General features: G+C 64.2%; 15 protein-coding genes. 4 read left to right on the top strand and 11 right to left on the bottom strand.

The features are described from left to right. Nucleotides 1–52: 52 nt before the first annotated feature. A complete protein-coding gene (gene clpA / locus IVA82_RS40365) occupies nucleotides 53–2458 on the bottom strand; it encodes an ATP-dependent Clp protease ATP-binding subunit ClpA (protein ID WP_247382039.1) in 2406 nt (801 codons plus the stop codon). Between the two features lie 280 nt (nucleotides 2459–2738). Then, nucleotides 2739–3071: an ATP-dependent Clp protease adapter ClpS gene (gene clpS, locus IVA82_RS40360; RefSeq protein ID WP_187435651.1), complete on the bottom strand. Its 333-nt coding sequence runs from the start codon at nucleotides 3069–3071 to the stop codon at nucleotides 2739–2741. Nucleotides 3072–3507: 436 nt separating this feature from the next. On the opposite strand from clpS, the gene IVA82_RS40355 reads away from it, so the two are divergent. Continuing rightward, nucleotides 3508–3669: a hypothetical protein gene (locus IVA82_RS40355; protein ID WP_247382036.1), complete on the top strand. Its 162-nt coding sequence runs from the start codon at nucleotides 3508–3510 to the stop codon at nucleotides 3667–3669. A gap of 74 nt (nucleotides 3670–3743) precedes the next feature. On the opposite strand, the gene IVA82_RS40350 is transcribed toward IVA82_RS40355, so the two are convergent. Continuing rightward, nucleotides 3744–4082, bottom strand: coding sequence for a phasin family protein (locus tag IVA82_RS40350; protein ID WP_247382033.1), 339 nt, complete (start codon nucleotides 4080–4082; stop codon nucleotides 3744–3746). 392 nt (nucleotides 4083–4474) lie between these two features. Between IVA82_RS40350 and IVA82_RS40345 the strand changes: the two genes are divergently transcribed. Further along, nucleotides 4475–6313, top strand: coding sequence for a D-alanyl-D-alanine carboxypeptidase (locus tag IVA82_RS40345; RefSeq protein ID WP_247382031.1), 1839 nt, complete (start codon nucleotides 4475–4477; stop codon nucleotides 6311–6313). Nucleotides 6314–6536: 223 nt separating this feature from the next. On the opposite strand, the gene IVA82_RS40340 is transcribed toward IVA82_RS40345, so the two are convergent. The 4 genes from IVA82_RS40340 to IVA82_RS40325 all read right to left on the bottom strand — a co-directional run bounded on the left by IVA82_RS40340 (nucleotide 6537) and on the right by IVA82_RS40325 (nucleotide 10326). Continuing rightward, on the bottom strand, nucleotides 6537–7259 hold the full coding sequence (locus IVA82_RS40340) for a DnaJ domain-containing protein (RefSeq protein ID WP_247382028.1): 723 nt from the start codon (nucleotides 7257–7259) through the stop codon (nucleotides 6537–6539). Between the two features lie 64 nt (nucleotides 7260–7323). Next, the gene (locus IVA82_RS40335; protein WP_247493861.1) at nucleotides 7324–8073 is read right to left on the bottom strand and encodes a VWA domain-containing protein; all 750 of its coding nucleotides are present in this window, start codon (nucleotides 8071–8073) and stop codon (nucleotides 7324–7326) included. Between the two features lie 126 nt (nucleotides 8074–8199). After that, nucleotides 8200–9060: an alpha/beta fold hydrolase gene (locus IVA82_RS40330; protein WP_247382023.1), complete on the bottom strand. Its 861-nt coding sequence runs from the start codon at nucleotides 9058–9060 to the stop codon at nucleotides 8200–8202. 342 nt (nucleotides 9061–9402) lie between these two features. Further along, nucleotides 9403–10326, bottom strand: coding sequence for a division plane positioning ATPase MipZ (locus IVA82_RS40325; RefSeq protein WP_247382021.1), 924 nt, complete (start codon nucleotides 10324–10326; stop codon nucleotides 9403–9405). Nucleotides 10327–10608: 282 nt separating this feature from the next. On the opposite strand from IVA82_RS40325, the gene panC reads away from it, so the two are divergent. Further along, entirely contained in the window at nucleotides 10609–11460 is an 852-nt protein-coding gene (panC, locus tag IVA82_RS40320; protein ID WP_247382016.1) for a pantoate--beta-alanine ligase, read from the top strand. Here the strand turns inward: panC and IVA82_RS40315 are convergent. The 4 genes from IVA82_RS40315 to IVA82_RS40300 all read right to left on the bottom strand — a co-directional run bounded on the left by IVA82_RS40315 (nucleotide 11457) and on the right by IVA82_RS40300 (nucleotide 14278). Beyond that, on the bottom strand, nucleotides 11457–11897 hold the full coding sequence (locus IVA82_RS40315) for a DUF1489 domain-containing protein (RefSeq protein WP_247382013.1): 441 nt from the start codon (nucleotides 11895–11897) through the stop codon (nucleotides 11457–11459). The genes panC and IVA82_RS40315 overlap by 4 nt on opposite strands. Nucleotides 11898–11939: 42 nt before the next feature. Further along, a complete protein-coding gene (locus IVA82_RS40310) occupies nucleotides 11940–12926 on the bottom strand; it encodes a hypothetical protein (protein WP_247382010.1) in 987 nt (328 codons plus the stop codon). Nucleotides 12927–13095: 169 nt separating this feature from the next. After that, nucleotides 13096–13299: a hypothetical protein gene (locus tag IVA82_RS40305; protein ID WP_247382007.1), complete on the bottom strand. Its 204-nt coding sequence runs from the start codon at nucleotides 13297–13299 to the stop codon at nucleotides 13096–13098. A 316-nt stretch (nucleotides 13300–13615) separates the two neighbouring features. Then, on the bottom strand, nucleotides 13616–14278 hold the full coding sequence (locus tag IVA82_RS40300; protein ID WP_247382005.1) for a glutathione S-transferase family protein: 663 nt from the start codon (nucleotides 14276–14278) through the stop codon (nucleotides 13616–13618). A gap of 123 nt (nucleotides 14279–14401) precedes the next feature. On the opposite strand from IVA82_RS40300, the gene IVA82_RS40295 reads away from it, so the two are divergent. Further along, the gene (locus IVA82_RS40295) at nucleotides 14402–15121 is read left to right on the top strand and encodes a DUF599 domain-containing protein (RefSeq protein WP_247382003.1); all 720 of its coding nucleotides are present in this window, start codon (nucleotides 14402–14404) and stop codon (nucleotides 15119–15121) included. Nucleotides 15122–15333: the final 212 nt, after the last annotated feature.

Here is a 15333-nt window from a genome sequence, read left to right as displayed (position 1 = left end):
AATGAAAAGGCCGGCTGAGAAGCCGGCCCTTTCGATTCTTGCGATGCTGCGATTAGACCTTGACCAGCGGCCCCTTTGAGGTCGGCCCCTTCGAGCCGCCGGGGCCGCCCGGCTTGGACTTGCCCGGCGGACGCTTGCGGGCGGGCAGTTTCTCCTGCTTCGGCGTCACGGGACCCTCGACGAACTCGAAGCCGATCTTGTCCTTGGTCTCGTCGGCTTCGTCCTTGACCAGGACGACGCGGACGTGACCGCCACCCTTGAGCTTGCCGAACAGCACCTCGTCGGCGAGCGGCTTCTTGATGTGCTCCTGAATCACGCGGGCCATCGGCCGCGCGCCCATCTGCTCGTCATAGCCGTGCTGGACCAGCCACGCCTTGGCGGGCTCGGACAGCTCGATGGTGACGTCGCGGTCGCCGAGCTGGGCCTCGAGCTGAAGCACGAACTTCTCCACCACCGTGCCGATCACCTCGACACTGAGATGGCTGAACGAGACGACGGCATCGAGGCGGTTGCGGAATTCCGGCGCGAACTGCCGGTTGATCGCCTCGTGGTCGTCACCTTCGCGCTTGGAACGCGTGAAGCCGAACGCCTGCTTGGCGAGATCCGAAGCACCCGCATTCGTGGTCATGATCAGGATCACGTTACGGAAATTGACCTGCTTGCCGTTATGGTCGGTGAGCCGGCCATGGTCCATGATCTGGAGCAGCACGTTGTAGAGGTCGGGATGCGCCTTCTCGATTTCGTCGAGCAGCACCACGCAATGCGGATGCTGGTCGACGCCGTCGGTGAGCAGACCGCCCTGGTCGAAGCCGACATAGCCCGGAGGCGCGCCGATCAGGCGCGACACGGTGTGCCGCTCCATGTATTCGGACATGTCGAAGCGCAGCAACTCGACGCCGAGGCTCGCCGCAAGCTGCTTTGCCACTTCCGTCTTGCCGACGCCGGTGGGGCCCGAGAACAGGTAGCAGCCGATCGGCTTCTCCGGCTCGCGCAAGCCGGCTCGCGCCAGCTTGATCGATGCCGCAAGCGACTCGATCGCCTTGTCCTGCCCGAACACCGTGCGTTTCAGGGTCTGTTCGAGATGCTTCAGCACCTCGGCATCATCCTTCGACACGCTCTTCGGCGGAATCCGCGCCATCGAGGCGATCGTGGTCTCGATCTCCTTGATACCGATGGTCTTCTTGCGCTTGTTCTCGGCCACCAGCATCTGCGCCGCGCCGGACTCGTCGATCACGTCGATCGCCTTGTCCGGCAACTTGCGGTCGTGGATGTAGCGCGAGGAGAGCTGCACCGCGGCCTCGATCGCCTCATTGGTGTACTTCAGCCGGTGATAGTCCTCGAAATACGGCTTGAGGCCCTTGAGGATCGCGATCGCGTCCTCGACCGTCGGCTCGTTGATGTCGATCTTCTGGAAGCGGCGCACCAGCGCGCGGTCCTTCTCGAAGTGCTGGCGATACTCCTTGTAAGTCGTCGAGCCCATGCAGCGGATGGTGCCGGAGGCGAGCGCGGGCTTGAGCAGATTCGAGGCATCCATCGCCCCGCCCGAGGTCGCGCCCGCACCGATCACAGTGTGAATCTCATCGATGAACAGGATGGCGTTGGGGTGCGCTTCGAGCTCCTTCAGCACCTGCTTCAGGCGCTCCTCGAAGTCACCGCGATAGCGCGTGCCCGCGAGCAGTGTGCCCATGTCGAGCGAGAACACCGTGGCCGCCGCAAGAACTTCCGGCACCTCGCTGTCAACGATGCGCTTGGCGAGTCCCTCCGCGATCGCGGTCTTGCCGACACCGGCCTCGCCCACGAACAGCGGATTGTTCTTCTGCCGGCGGCACAGCACCTGGATCGCGCGGTTGATCTCGGAATTGCGTCCGATCACCGGATCGATCTTGCCGTCACGCGCCTTCTTGTTGAGGTTGACGCAATAGGTATCGAGCGCCTCGCCCTTCTTTTTGGTGTCTTCGCTGCCCTTGGCCTCGGTCTCTTCGTCGACGCCGCGCACAGGGCGCGCCTCGGAGACGCCCGGCCGCTTGGCGATGCCGTGGCTGATGTAGTTGACGGCGTCGTAGCGCGTCATGTCCTGCTCTTGCAGGAAATACGCGGCATGGCTCTCGCGTTCGGCGAAGATCGCAATCAACACGTTAGCGCCGGTCACCTCTTCGCGACCGGACGACTGCACGTGGATCACCGCGCGCTGGATCACGCGCTGGAAGCCGGCGGTCGGCTTGGCGTCGTCGGCGCCGTCCGTCACCAGATTCTCGAATTCGGTTTCAAGATAGTTGACGAGGCTCGTACGGAGCTTGTCGAGATCGACGCTACAGGCGCGCATGACGGCGGCTGCATCGGAGTCGTCGATCAAAGAGAGCAAGAGATGCTCGAGCGTCGCGTATTGGTGATGACGCTCGTTTGCGATCGCCAGCGCACGATGCAGGGATTGTTCAAGGCTTTGGGAAAAAGTCGGCATTCGCGTCCTCTATGGCCCCCACCATCATGATCGCCATCGCCCGGTCAGGCAACAACAACCTTTGTCACATATAGTTATACAAGATCGCGGCGAAAGACCGGTTCCGCGACTCGGCGGCGACACACCTGCGTTAATCTCGATGCAAAACCCGTTCCGGTTTGGACGGGATCGGCGCGGAGGCAGATTTTCGCAAGCTTCCTGGCCGAGCAGGATCGCGGACTTCACGCGACTATCACTGCGGCATACACAACAACCGGCTTCGCACGCGCCGTAACGAGGCTTACTTCTTTTCCATCACGCATTGCAGCGGATGCTGGTGCTTGCGGGCGAAATCCATCACCTGCGTCACCTTGGTCTCGGCGATTTCGTAGGTGAACACGCCGCACTCTCCGATGCCGTGGTGGTGGACGTGCAGCATGATCTTGGTCGCAGCCTCGATGTCCTTCTGAAAGAACTTCTCCAGCACGTGAACGACGAATTCCATCGGTGTGTAGTCGTCGTTCAGGATCAGCACGCGATACAGGTTTGGCCGCTTGGTCTTCGGCTTGACCTTGGTGATGACGGACGTGTTCGGAGCGGAGGGGCCGCCGGAACGGTTCTCGTCATTGCTCATCCGGGGAGCATAGGCGGCGGCGGCCGCAGGCAGGTCGAGGCTTGAAGACAGTTGCGGCATGGCTCAGGCGTTCAAATTCCCCACGAAAGCGTATGACGGAGCACTGCGCAGCTCCGCACTTCGGAGCTTCGCGCAGGCGCGCCGTCTTGTCGGACCGCCGCTTCCAACCGTTCCGGTCCAAGCCGGATCGGCTTCCGGCAATATGGGCCTGCCCCGGGCTCGCCGCAAGGCAAGGGCTCGACCGACGCGCCCACGGCAATCCCGTTTCCCGGTCCGGGCGATCCTCGGCAAGGTTAATCAATCCGGATCGATTTGACAAAAACTTCCAGCCCGGCCGCTTAGAACATGTTTGACCAGGAACCCGGCGCTCACACGGCTGCGACGGTTTCGCGCGGCGCAGCTCCGGCTTTCTACGGGGCGAACTGCAGGCCGTTCGATGGCCTGGCGCGATCTTGGGCGGCATCATTCCGCAGAGCCGCTGCTACAGCAGCAACGGCTCGCAGCCCGGGTGAATACGAATACCTGCCGCGACGACGCGCGACTTCCAGTGCTGCAATATCGCGCTGGCAATACCGACAAGCCGCGCGTGGCGCGCTGACGAATCTCGCGCATGCACACCAAAAAAAGCCCAGCTGGTTCAGCCGGGCTTTTTGATTCCAGGAGTCCGGAAGATTAGTGAGCGGCCGGGGTGAACTTCGACACGATGGTCTCGACGGGCTTGAAGGCCTGCTTGGCGAGGTCGTTATAGAGGCCGGCGATCTTCTGCGATTCCGCGACGAAGGTCTCGTAGGCGGAACGGGCGAAATCGGTTTGCGCTTCCAGAGCCTTGTCCAGCGACTTCACGCCGGAAAGCTTCTCGACGAAGGACTTGGTGTCTTCGAACGACTTCTTCGTGTAGTCGCCATAGGCACTCGCGATCGCCTGGAAGCCGTGCTGCACAGTGGTCGCGGAGGCGACGTACTGCTCGAAGTGCTCTTTCCCGTAGTTCTGAAAGTCTTCAACCTTGAACATCTTGGAATCCTTTTCCCTGACTTTGTCGGGAAGCCCCGGCTCCCTGACACCTGCCCATAATTAGTGCAACGCACAAAAAAGTCAAGAATTTTGTGCGACGCACAAACAAAAGGAGCGCCCAAGTTACGGAGATTCCCGGGATTTTCCGCAAGAGTTCCTTAAGCTTTTGGAAACCGCAGCCCCCTACCCTGATTCCCTGGACGTGTTCATCTACCGCAGGCGGCTAAAGCCGTTTGAGAACATCGCCTTAGCCAGAATAGCGGCTCAGGCCGAACTTCCCCCGCGGCGACCACCAGCGGAGGGACAGCCTAAGCAGGTAATGATCCCGGGTCCGCAGGGCACAATTTCGCCTCACGAGCCGGTGATCAAGTCAGAAACGGGGACGGGGTTCCATGCTTCGTAAAAACTTGGCTTCCTCGCGCTTGGCGCGGGTTGGCGTTTTCGGGCTTCTTACGGTCACGGCCGCGGTCATCTTCACGACCGACGCCGCCGAGGCCCGGCGCCATCGCCGCCATTACGCGCACCACCAGGTGCAGCGCGATGTTTCCGAGAGCTCCAGCTCGAAATTCGCGTCCATCATCGTCGACGGCAATTCCGGCGCGGTGCTTCAGGCGACGAGCCCGGACGGGCTGCGCCACCCCGCCTCGCTCACCAAGATCATGACGCTCTATCTGCTGTTCGAGCGCCTCGAGTCCGGCAAGATGAAGCTCGACACCGAAATGCCAGTGTCTCAGCACGCCGCCGAACAGGATCCGACCAAGCTCAATTTGCGCCCCGGCCAGACCATCCGCGTCGAGGATGCGATCAAGGGTCTCGTCACCCGTTCCGCCAACGACGCGGCCGTGGTGATCGCGGAAGCGATCGGCGGCGAAGAGGACGATTTCGCCCAGATGATGACGCGCAAGGCGCGCGCGCTCGGCATGTCCAAGACCGTGTATCGCAACGCATCGGGTCTGCCGAACGACGAGCAGGTGACGACGGCGCGCGACCAGGCCACGCTCGGTCGCGCCATCCAGGAGCGCTTCCCGCGCTATTACCGCTACTTCTCGACCGCCTCGTTCAATTTCCGTGGGCAGTCGATCCGTAACCACAATCACCTGCTTGGCAGCGTCGAGGGCGTCGACGGCATCAAGACCGGCTACACCCGCGCCTCCGGCTTCAACCTCGTGACGTCGATGCGCCGCGGCAACCGACATCTGATCGGCGTGGTGCTGGGCGGCCGCAGCGGCGGTTCGCGCGACGCCATCATGCGCAATTTGCTCGCAGAGAATCTCGAAAAGGGCGCGTCGAGCCGCACCGTCGCTGCGATCACCGAGCGCAACGGCTCGGACGCCAACACAGATGTCGCCGATGCTTCGGATGCTCCGGCCCGCCCGGTGCCGCAGGTCCAGGCTGCTGCGGCGGCTCCTGCTCCCGAACCGGCCCTGCCGCGTCCTTCGCGCCTGTCGGCGCTTGCTGCGGCGACCGCCGCGATGCCGCCGGCGCAGCCCAAGCCTGACACCAGGTCAGCCGCCGAGGCAAAGGTCGAGCCCGCCCCGCTCACCAACGGCGTCATCGCCAACCAGCCACTCTCCATCATCCCGGGCTCGTCCGAGCCGATGAAGCCAGTCCGCGTCAAGACGGTTCAGGTCAAGGCGGGCGCCGTAAAGCTCGCTTCCGCCGCCCCCACGCAAGCGGCACCGCCAATCACCAGCACCATTCCGGCGCGAGCCGAAATTGCCGAGACCTCCGGCGCCATCGTCGCCCGGGCCGATCTCATCAACAAGCCCGAGATCGTGAGCCAGCCCGAGGCGCCGAAGGCCGAAGTCGCCCGTACCGAGCTGCCGCGGCAGCCCGCGGGATTCGGCACGGGCAATGGCATTCTCGGCGTGCTGCCGGCCGCAACCGCCGCCGCTCCCGCCCCGGCTGCTCCGAAGCTCGCCTCCGCCGATCCGGCACCCCAGCCGGTCCAGATGGGCGCCGCCGCCCGGCCGGTCCTCGCCCACAGCGGCTGGATCGTCCAGGTCGGCGCCCTCGAGAGCGAGGGCGAAGCCCAGCAGCGCATCGACGCCGCGCGCAGTTCGGCCCGCGGCCTGCTCAGCAGGGCCGATCCGTTCACCGAGCCGGTGCTCGCCAAGGACAATCGCAAGCTCTACCGCGCCCGCTTCGCCGGACTAGAGCGGGACCAGGCCGAAGCCGTCTGCCGCGCCCTGAAGCGCGCCGACATCTCCTGCATCACCGTCCGCAACTGATCGTCCTGATCGTTCCGTCAAAATGCCCGCGCCTTTCGGCGCGGGCATTTTAGTTTGGGATGAGATCGTGCGAAGGCTGTTCCACGACAACCTCTCGTCAAGACTTTACGGTTAAGACTTTGCTCTAGGGATCGACCACGCCGACAATGGCGGGCATCGGGGCGACGGCAAACAGAGCAAGCGGAGCTCACGCGGTACGGGCGTTTGTAGCGTGGTGCCGGAGTTAGCCGTTATGCGTACGAAGCAGAGTATCCTTGGCCTCGTTTACACGGGCAGCGAGGTACGTCGAGCCCCCCTGGTCGGGATGCAGTTTCTTCATCAGGGACTTGTGGGCCCGGCTGATGTCGTCTCGCCCCGCCCCAGGCTGCAAGCCAAGGATCTGATAGGCTTCCTCCGCCGTCATTTTGCCGCTCGCCACCGTGCGGCGCTGCCGCCCTGCCGCGTCGCCCTGCGCGTTCTGACGCCAAGCGGGAAACCGGCGGTCCAGATAGCTTTCAAGTAGGGCCACGCTCTCGGCGTCGAAGGCCGGTACCATCGCCAGCAGGCTAGCGAGATCGAACTCGTCGAGATTGCGCCCTGCATGAGGCCCGGCGACGATCTGGCCCGCAAGCTGACCAGAATCGTGGTCGAGCCGCATGTCGAGGAATTGCGAGCGTACGCGCGACGCCTGCCCGGTTGAGCGCGCCGCGCCGCCGAACAGCGCGCCGATATTGCCGAAGCCCGAATTTGCCAGCGGCGCCCAGCCGAGCAGGCCGGCGCCGAAGATCCCGAGCGGGATCGCAACCGCCAGTTCGCCCCGCAAGCCCGTGAACGCCGCAACCGCCAGCGCCACCACGCCCCCACCGAACTTGATGGTGCGCGCCAGCACCGCCGGATTGGCGGAGCGGAACATCTGGAGCAACAGATAGAGCGTGATAACGGCGACAACGCCGGCAATCAGAGTCATGGGCCGTATATAGTCGCCTCGAACACAAAATGCATGCGGGCACCGCGTGCCAGGCAAATGTGTCTCACTTCATCTGGCCGATCAGCTTCGCCGCGCCATCCGTCGTCTTCGACAATTTCAGCAGCGCCTCGCGGCCACCCGCCGCATAGGCCGCGGCGGCGCGCAAGAGGTCGCGCAACTGCGCTGCTGCGCCAGGATCGAACCGGCACCAGGCACCGCCGGTCAGGCGCGCGATCTCGCGAAATGCCTGCTCAGCCACGTTGTCATGGCCTTCCTGAAACATGAATACGGGCACTTTGAGCATGCCAAGCTCACCGGCCTTGGCGCAGAGCTCGTCAACTTTCTCCTCCATGGCATCGCCAACGAAGACCACCGCACGCACGCCAGATGCAACCGCCTCGCGCCGTGTCTCGCTCAGGAGCTTGCCGATCTGGGTGTCGCCGCCGCGGCAGTCGATCTTGCTCATCAGCGTCGCAAGTTTGGCGCTGTCGGAGATCCAGCCCGTGGCGCGGCACTCGTTGAACCCGCGATAATAGACCAGCCGAATGTCGAGGGTGCCGATGGCCGCGGCTTCGCGGAACATGTCTGCCTGGAGTGCGCAGGCCATATCCCAGGTCGGTTGCCGGCTCATCGTCGCGTCCAGCGCGAAGATCAGGCGCCCCTTCGCGCCGGGTGCGTGCGGCGACAGCGCACGCGCCTTGGTGACGAAGGCAGCGATATCCTCCGAGGTCGACGTCTTGGCGTGCGGCAGCGCGCCGCCTGCTTGCGTCGAGACGGCATCGCCGCCGCGCGGTTTGATAGGTTCGCCCGACATTCCTGCTCACACCTGGCGTGAACGGCTAATGTGGTTAGCGCGCACTGCTCGGTCAATGTGCAAAGCCTCCGCAGGCGGGCACCGACGGAGGCTTCGAAAATCCAATTGCTGCCGAGGAGCGAAACGTCAGCTCTTGGCAGGCGCCATCAAGGCGACCGGACCAGGCTCGAGAATCTTGGGCGGGGACGAACTGGTGTCGACCGGTCGCACCTCGCTGTCAGTCGCGCTCAGGAACTTGTCCAGCATGCCCTGGATCGAGTTCTTCGCGTCATCCGGACCGGTGTCGCGCATGTCGTTATGCTGGTATTCGGTCTTCACGACCTGGATCCCGGCCTGCTCGCACTCCTCGTCCGTCGGGATCACGCCCGGATCGGTTTTGAACTGCGGATCCTTGGAACGGAACGACAGGATCTTGAACTTGCCCGCGGTGACGAAGGGCACACGCAAATTGTCGAGTGTGACGACCTTCTTGACCTCATCCGGATACTGCTTGGCGAAGTACATCGTGATGTCGCCGCCCATGGAGTGGCCGACCATCGTCACCCTGGCGTAATCGGCGTTGGGCTGGACCTTCTTCATCTCCTGCATCGCGAGATGGATGTTGGCGACGCCGCGCAGGATCTGCGGTAACCGGCCGACATAGAGCTCGCCGGGCTTGGTCACCATCGGAGGATCGGTCGGCAGATCATGCTGCGGGCTGACGACGAGATAGCCGCGCGCCGCGAAGATGTTGGCGAGGAAACCGTATTCGGTGTTCTTGACGGTGTTGCCGTGATTGATCACGGCCACCGGCATCGTGATCATGCCGGCACTGGCCTGCATTTCCTTGTCACGACGGATCGCGATATCGACAGGCACCAGACGGTTGTCGCGCGAGGCATCGTAGAAGGTGATGGTCTCGTGCCTGATGGCCCACTTGCTCGCCGTGAAATAGGCGAAGCCACAGAGGGCAGTGACCGAAACCAGAATGGCAATTCCACGCTTCATTTTCGTCCTCAGCCTCAGGCTTGTCTCACCTGAAGTCCCTGTCGAAACCGTGTTTGTTCGGGGAACTCTTTGGCCCCCTCGCGCCTATTCCCTAATATATGTCACAGCCGCGTGACAGGAAGGCTAAATTTTGTGAACTGGCAGCCCTTTCATTGTGCGACGCACACGCTTCTTAAGCATCCTTCATCATACGACTACGTCAGGCTGCAAGTCACCATCTGACGCAACCTGTGTCGATGGTTCAATTTCGCAGTAAATGCGGAATGAAAACGAACTTGCGCAGACTCAGTTCCCGCGGGAACCGACAATACCGAGCGACCGGAAGTAGCACGATACCGCGGGTCAGGCGCCGAGGATGTCGTGGACCTCGAGCGGCTTGTCGACCTGAGTGAACCACTCGGCCCGATTGGCCGCACGGCGGCGGCCGCGCTCGTCGAGCGGAAGCTTGAGCTGGCGGAGCAGGCTCGTCACCTCTTCGCGCGCAGTGAGGTGGCCGAGATTGGGCCGCATGCCGAGCGTGGCTTCGTCGATCTCGTCGAGGGCGGTCAGGCCGCGCGGGAAGAACTCGCGGTAGACGACACGCTCGGCAAAGCCGTCGACGTAGCGGAAGCCGAGTCGCAGCGACAAATCCTTCAACCCGTCGGCGACCAGCTGCTTGTTGCGGGAGCCGAGCATCGAAAGGCGGTTGCGCACCACGATCCAGTCTGTGCTCGAGCCGTCGAGCTGGCGGCGCTGGCGGCGGGCTTCGCGCACCATCTCGGCGTAATGGCTCTCGCCCGTCACCTCGTAACTGGCCGGATCGACGGTGCCGAGCACGTCGAAATCGAGGAAGCTGTCATTGATCGGCGTGACCAGCGTGTCCGCCATCGAGTGGGCGAGCCGCATCAGATAGCTGTCGGTGCCGGGCGTATCGATGACGATGAAGTCGAAGCTGCTCTCGATTGCCGAGACCGCTTCCATGAACTGCTGGAACTCGGAATTCTCGTTCTCGGCGATCTGCATGGTCTCGCCGAGCTTGATGCAGCGGTGCACCGGCAGCTCGAGGTCGAGCTTGGTGCGGCGCGCCCAGGCGGAACGGTTGTTGATGTAACGGGTGAAGCTCTGCTGGCGGCAGTCGAGGTCGATCGTGGCGACGCGCTGGCCGGCCTTCAGGAGCGCGACGGCAATGTGCAGGGCGGTGGTCGATTTGCCGGAGCCGCCTTTCTCGTTGCCGAGCACGACCACATGCGCCGAGCCGGATTGGCTTTGGCTAGCCTGCACAAGCATTTCGAACCTCAAGCCCCTTAGAATATCTTCGAGTTGACGGTGTCAGCGGTCAAGTGAAATGCGTGACAGTAATGCAAATCGCGATGCGTCGTTCCTAATCGCGAATCGCTGTTTCAGGAGTCTGTGATTCATCCCACAGTGTCGCGATGACGTCCTTGTGCGGTTTCGCAAGTAATGCTGTGCCGCATCCGGATGCATGGCGTCCACGACCGCCGCTTGTTAAGGTTAGCCACTCGGGCGCCGGGACGCGCCCGCCTCCGCTCCCAACCCCGTTGAGTCCTGATGCCACCAAGCCCCTTGATCGCCCGCACGGTCCCAAGCTTGCGACGCGCGGTCGACAATCTTCGCAAGCGAAAGTCCACGATCGCGCTGGTGCCGACCATGGGGGCGCTCCATGACGGACATGTGGCGCTGGTGCGCCTGGCCAAGCGGCGCGCCAGCCGGGTCGTCGTCTCGATTTTCGTGAACCCGACCCAGTTCGCGCCGACCGAGGATTTCGGCGCCTATCCGCGGACCTGGAAGGCCGACATCGCCAAGCTCGCGGCCGAGGACGTGGACGTCGTTTGGCACCCCGGCGTCGCGGCGATGTATCCGGAGGGCTTTGCCACCCGCATCGTGCCGGAGGGGCCGGCGCTCGCGGGTCTCGAGGATCGCTTCCGCCCGCACTTCTTCGGCGGCGTCGCCACCGTCGTCGGCAAGCTGTTCACACAGTGCCGGCCGGATATCGCGATTTTCGGCGAGAAGGACTTTCAGCAATTGCGGGTGGTGACGCGCATGGCCGGGGATCTCGACCTCGGCGTCAAGGTGGTCGGCTCCCGCACGGTGCGCGAGCGCGACGGCCTCGCGATGTCCTCGCGCAACGTCTATCTGTCGCCGGAGGAGCGCCAGACCGCGACCACGCTCTACCGTGCCATGAAGGACAGCGCCGGGCGGATCCGCGCCGGCGAAACCATAGCGTCCGCGGTGACGCGCGGCACCGAGATGATCAAGGCGGCCGGCTTTGCGCTCGACTATTTCGACGTCCGTCACGCCCAGACGCTTGCGCCGGTCACCTCGCTCAAGGACGGACCGTTGCGGATCCTGGTCGCAGCCAAGCTCGGCTCGACGCGGCTGATCGACAATATCGCGGTTTAGAGCAGTCCAAGGTCGCGCAGCTCGCGCCGCATCGGCTCCGGCATTGCCGCGATCGTGCCCGCGGCAGACTTGCCGAGGTCGGGCGGAACCACGTCGTCGGTGAGATAGCGCCAGCCCTGGAACGGGCGCATCGGCCGCGGCGACACCGAGACCACCTTGGGCTGCATCACGATCCGGCAGCGGCCGATACCCTCCTTGTCGCGGAACGGCTCGATACCGATGATCTTTTCGCGCGCGGCGATCTCGCCCTTGATCACCCAATAGAGCGAGCCGCCCGCGAGAATCTCGGCGTCGCGCTTGGGCACCATGCGGGTAACGTGGATGTGGTGTTGCGGCAGGCCTTTTTTCTTGGCCGTCTGCATCCGTTCGGCGATCCACCCCTTCAATTCCTTGACGGAGTCGCAGCCAACGGCGAGCTTGATCAGATGTAGTGGCATGCCCAAGCATTAGCGGGCCGGCCACGGGTTTTCAAAGCCGAACTATTCGTTATCCGCAGCCGCGGGGGCCGAGGCCGGCGGCGGCGCCAGCGGAACCGGTGCGACCGGCGCGCGTGCAGCCTTCGGAGCCGGCTGCTTCTTCGCGGCCGGTGCCGCCGGCGCGGCGGCCTGTGCCGAGGCCGCAGCCGGCGCGCGCGGAGCAGCCGGCGCGGCGTTGGCGGTGGGGGCCTGACGCGTCGCCGATGTGGGCGGCTCCGGATTCATGATGCTCACCGGAGGCGTCGACGAGGCGCTCGGGAACTCCGCACTGGTCGGCTTGCCCGTCGGCATCGATGGCGGCAACCCCGCAAGCGCCGCGGAGGCCGGCATCGCCGGCGCTGCGGCGGGAGCGTTCCAGCCCGGCGCGTAGCGTGCAACCAACGTATCGAAGAGATGGGCATCCATGTTGGCCGCGACCTGCTGCTGATCGGTCAGCGAGCGGAAGGCGGCGCAATCGAACCGCGTGCATCCGTCGCGCGCGACCAGCACCTGCGCGACGAGACCGTAGCGATCGCGCTCCAGCGACTTGCGCAGCACCTTCAGGTCCAGTGTCAGGCTCTTGTCGGCAAACGCGGCATCGCCGAGCGCGGTCAGCCGGTCGATCCTCGCTGCGGTGTAGGAGACGGCCGCAGCCGCCGCATCGGGCGAGCCGAACAACGCCTTCTCGCAGCCGGCGGCCACCATGTCACCGGCAAGACCGTCGAGGCAGGACAGCGCCGGCAGGCTCGCAGTCAACGCAGCTTGCGCGCGCGCGTCGATCGGCGCTTCCGGCCTCGCCGTCCCGTAGACCCGCACGGTGGCAGCCCCCGCGATGGCGATGGCGAGCAGCGTGATCACCGTCAGCGCGCCGTTGGCGACCGACCTTTCGGCGCGCAGCAGCGTGACCAGGAGAATCAGACCGAAGAAGCCGGCGGCCGCCAGCGTCATCCACATCGGAAAGGCCGGCGAGAGCCAGATTTGGTCGAGCGAAGTAGCCCATGCCCAGTTCATGCGCGACGTCCCCTCACGCGAGCAAAGAGCGAATGGTCAAAGCGAGCACCGCGAACCGGCAGCTGCCCCCGGATTCAGTTTGTCGAGGCGAAGCGGCCTTTTCACGACAAGCAGGCGATAGCGGACGAGCAAATTCGTCCGCGACGTCAACGCGCGGCATCCGCATCCGTCAGGAGGGTGCGAGCTGGCTTTCCTTGGCGACGCGTTCGAAGGCTTCGATCGAGCTTTTGATGCGGTACTGACAGTCGTCGCCATCGGTCGGCAGCAGGCGGATGACCTCATAGGTGCCGGTGGCAGCCGGACGCGCGACATTGCTGGCCGTGAACAATACGCGCGTGCCGATCGGAAATTTATGCTTCAACGCCCTCTCCATGACTCAAACAGCGCCTGCCGTGCCCAGGGTCCCACTGCGACGGCCGGCCGAAAACCCGGCCTGTCTATAGCACGCGGCCTGCCGATTTGGCCAGCAATATGCGAGCATGAACGTGGCAATTTTGCAGTTATTTCAGAGTGATGCCGCCCGGTCGCCGAACCCGCCGGAAGCGGTCCGTCAGCGGTGTGGGGCAGGCTGCCGGCCAGGCTCGCGGGATCCGCGGCCTTAGGCAGTTCCCGGGCCAGAATCCGGCCCAACTGGTCGACCGGGAACCCGTCGCGGGCGGCCAGCTGGCGGCGTTCAATCACCATCCTGGCTACACGGTCTCGAACCTTGCGATGACGAGCGTTTCGGCGAGTCCGTCGCGAGTCCATTCCTGGAACGCCGGCAGCGCCATCATCGTGTCCATGTAGGCCTTGGCCTCGGGCTCGACATCGATCGCATAGGTGCGGAAGCGGTGCACGACCGGCGCATACATCGCATCCGCCGCGCCGAAGCTGCCGAACAGGAACGGTCCGTTGGCGCTGTGGCGCGTCCGGCACTCGCGCCAGATCTCCTGGACGCGCGCGATGTTGGCGAGCGCATCCGCCGACAATGCCACCGGACGCACGGGACGGTGCAGATTCATGCCGCATTCGTTGCGCAAGGCCATGAAGCCGGAATGCATTTCCGCGCAGACCGAACGGGCATGCGCGCGGGCGGCAACGTCAGCGGGCCACAGCTTCGCGTCCGGATAGCGCTCGGCGATGTATTCGATGATGCTCAGCGAATCCCACACTGTGATGTCACCGTCGACCAGCACCGGCACCTTGCCGGCGCGGCTGAAGCTCAGGATCTGTTGCTTGTCCGCGGGATTGTCGGTGTAGAGCGGGATGACGGTCTCCTCGAACGGAATGCCATTGGCGCGCAGCGCGAGCCAGGGCCGCATCGACCATGACGAGTAGTTCTTGTTGCCGATCGCAAGCTTCAGCGCTGCCATGTCACCAGTCCTTCCCAAGTCTTATGGATGCGGCTGCTTTTAACGCCATCATCTGCCGCCAATCAATCGTTGCCGCTCCTCGCCATGCGTGGCAATCGTGGCGATCCTCGCGAGGAGAGCGACATGAGCAGGCACTGGGTCGACATCACCGCTGTCGGCTTCTTCATCATCGAATGGACGGTCTATGCCCTGACGCTGGAGCACTCGGCCTACGGCCGCGACAGCCTGTCGGCGCGCATGAACCGCTATCGCGAGGTCTGGGTCCGCCGCCTGCTCGACCGTGACACCCGCATGGTCGACATGCAGATCATGGCCTCGCTCCAGAACGGCACCGCCTTCTTCGCCTCGACCAGCCTGTTCGCGCTCGGCGGCGCGCTGGCGCTGCTGCACGCCACCAACGACGCCATCACCATCCTGAGTAAGCTGCCGATCGATCTCAGCCCCTCGCCGGCGCTGTGGGAATTGAAATGCGTCGGCCTGGTGCTGATCTGCGTCTACGCCTTTTTCAAGTTCGCCTGGGCCTATCGCCTATTCAATTACGTCGCGATCCTGTTCGGCGGCATGCCGCCGGCCTCGCAGCGCGACACGCCAGAGGCCGAGGCGCACGTGATCCGCACCTCGCGCCTGTTCGAATCCGCCGGCCGCCATTTCAACCGCGGCCAGCGCGCCTTCTTCTTCGCGCTCGGCTATCTCGGCTGGTTCGTCAGCCCGTGGCTGCTGTTTGTGACCACGGCCGCCGTGGTGATCGTGACCTGGCGGCGGCAGTTCGCGTCGAGCGCGTGGGAGGCAATGGCGCCTGAGGTGGTGGGGGATGGCAAGGAGACGCTCAAGCGCGGTTATTGATCTCAATCGTCACTGCGAGCGCAGCGACGGAAATATCGGTTCCGTCATCCCCGCGCAGCGGCGAAGCCGCTGTCGCTGGAGGTGCGAGGCATGGGACGCAACGCGTCCCATGGGGAGCCTCGAAGGATGAGCGGCCCCTATGCAGCCGGGCCGTCGCCCTTCGAGGCTTGTTCTGCAGCGCGATGCGCCGCAGAGCGCGCACCTCAGGATGA

It is taken from the genome of Bradyrhizobium sp. 142 (genome assembly GCF_023074015.1).
Classification (GTDB): Bacteria; Pseudomonadota; Alphaproteobacteria; order Rhizobiales; family Xanthobacteraceae; genus Bradyrhizobium.
The sequence above is the reverse complement of the archived record's forward strand: the minus strand, read 5'-3'. Positions and strand labels throughout refer to the sequence as shown.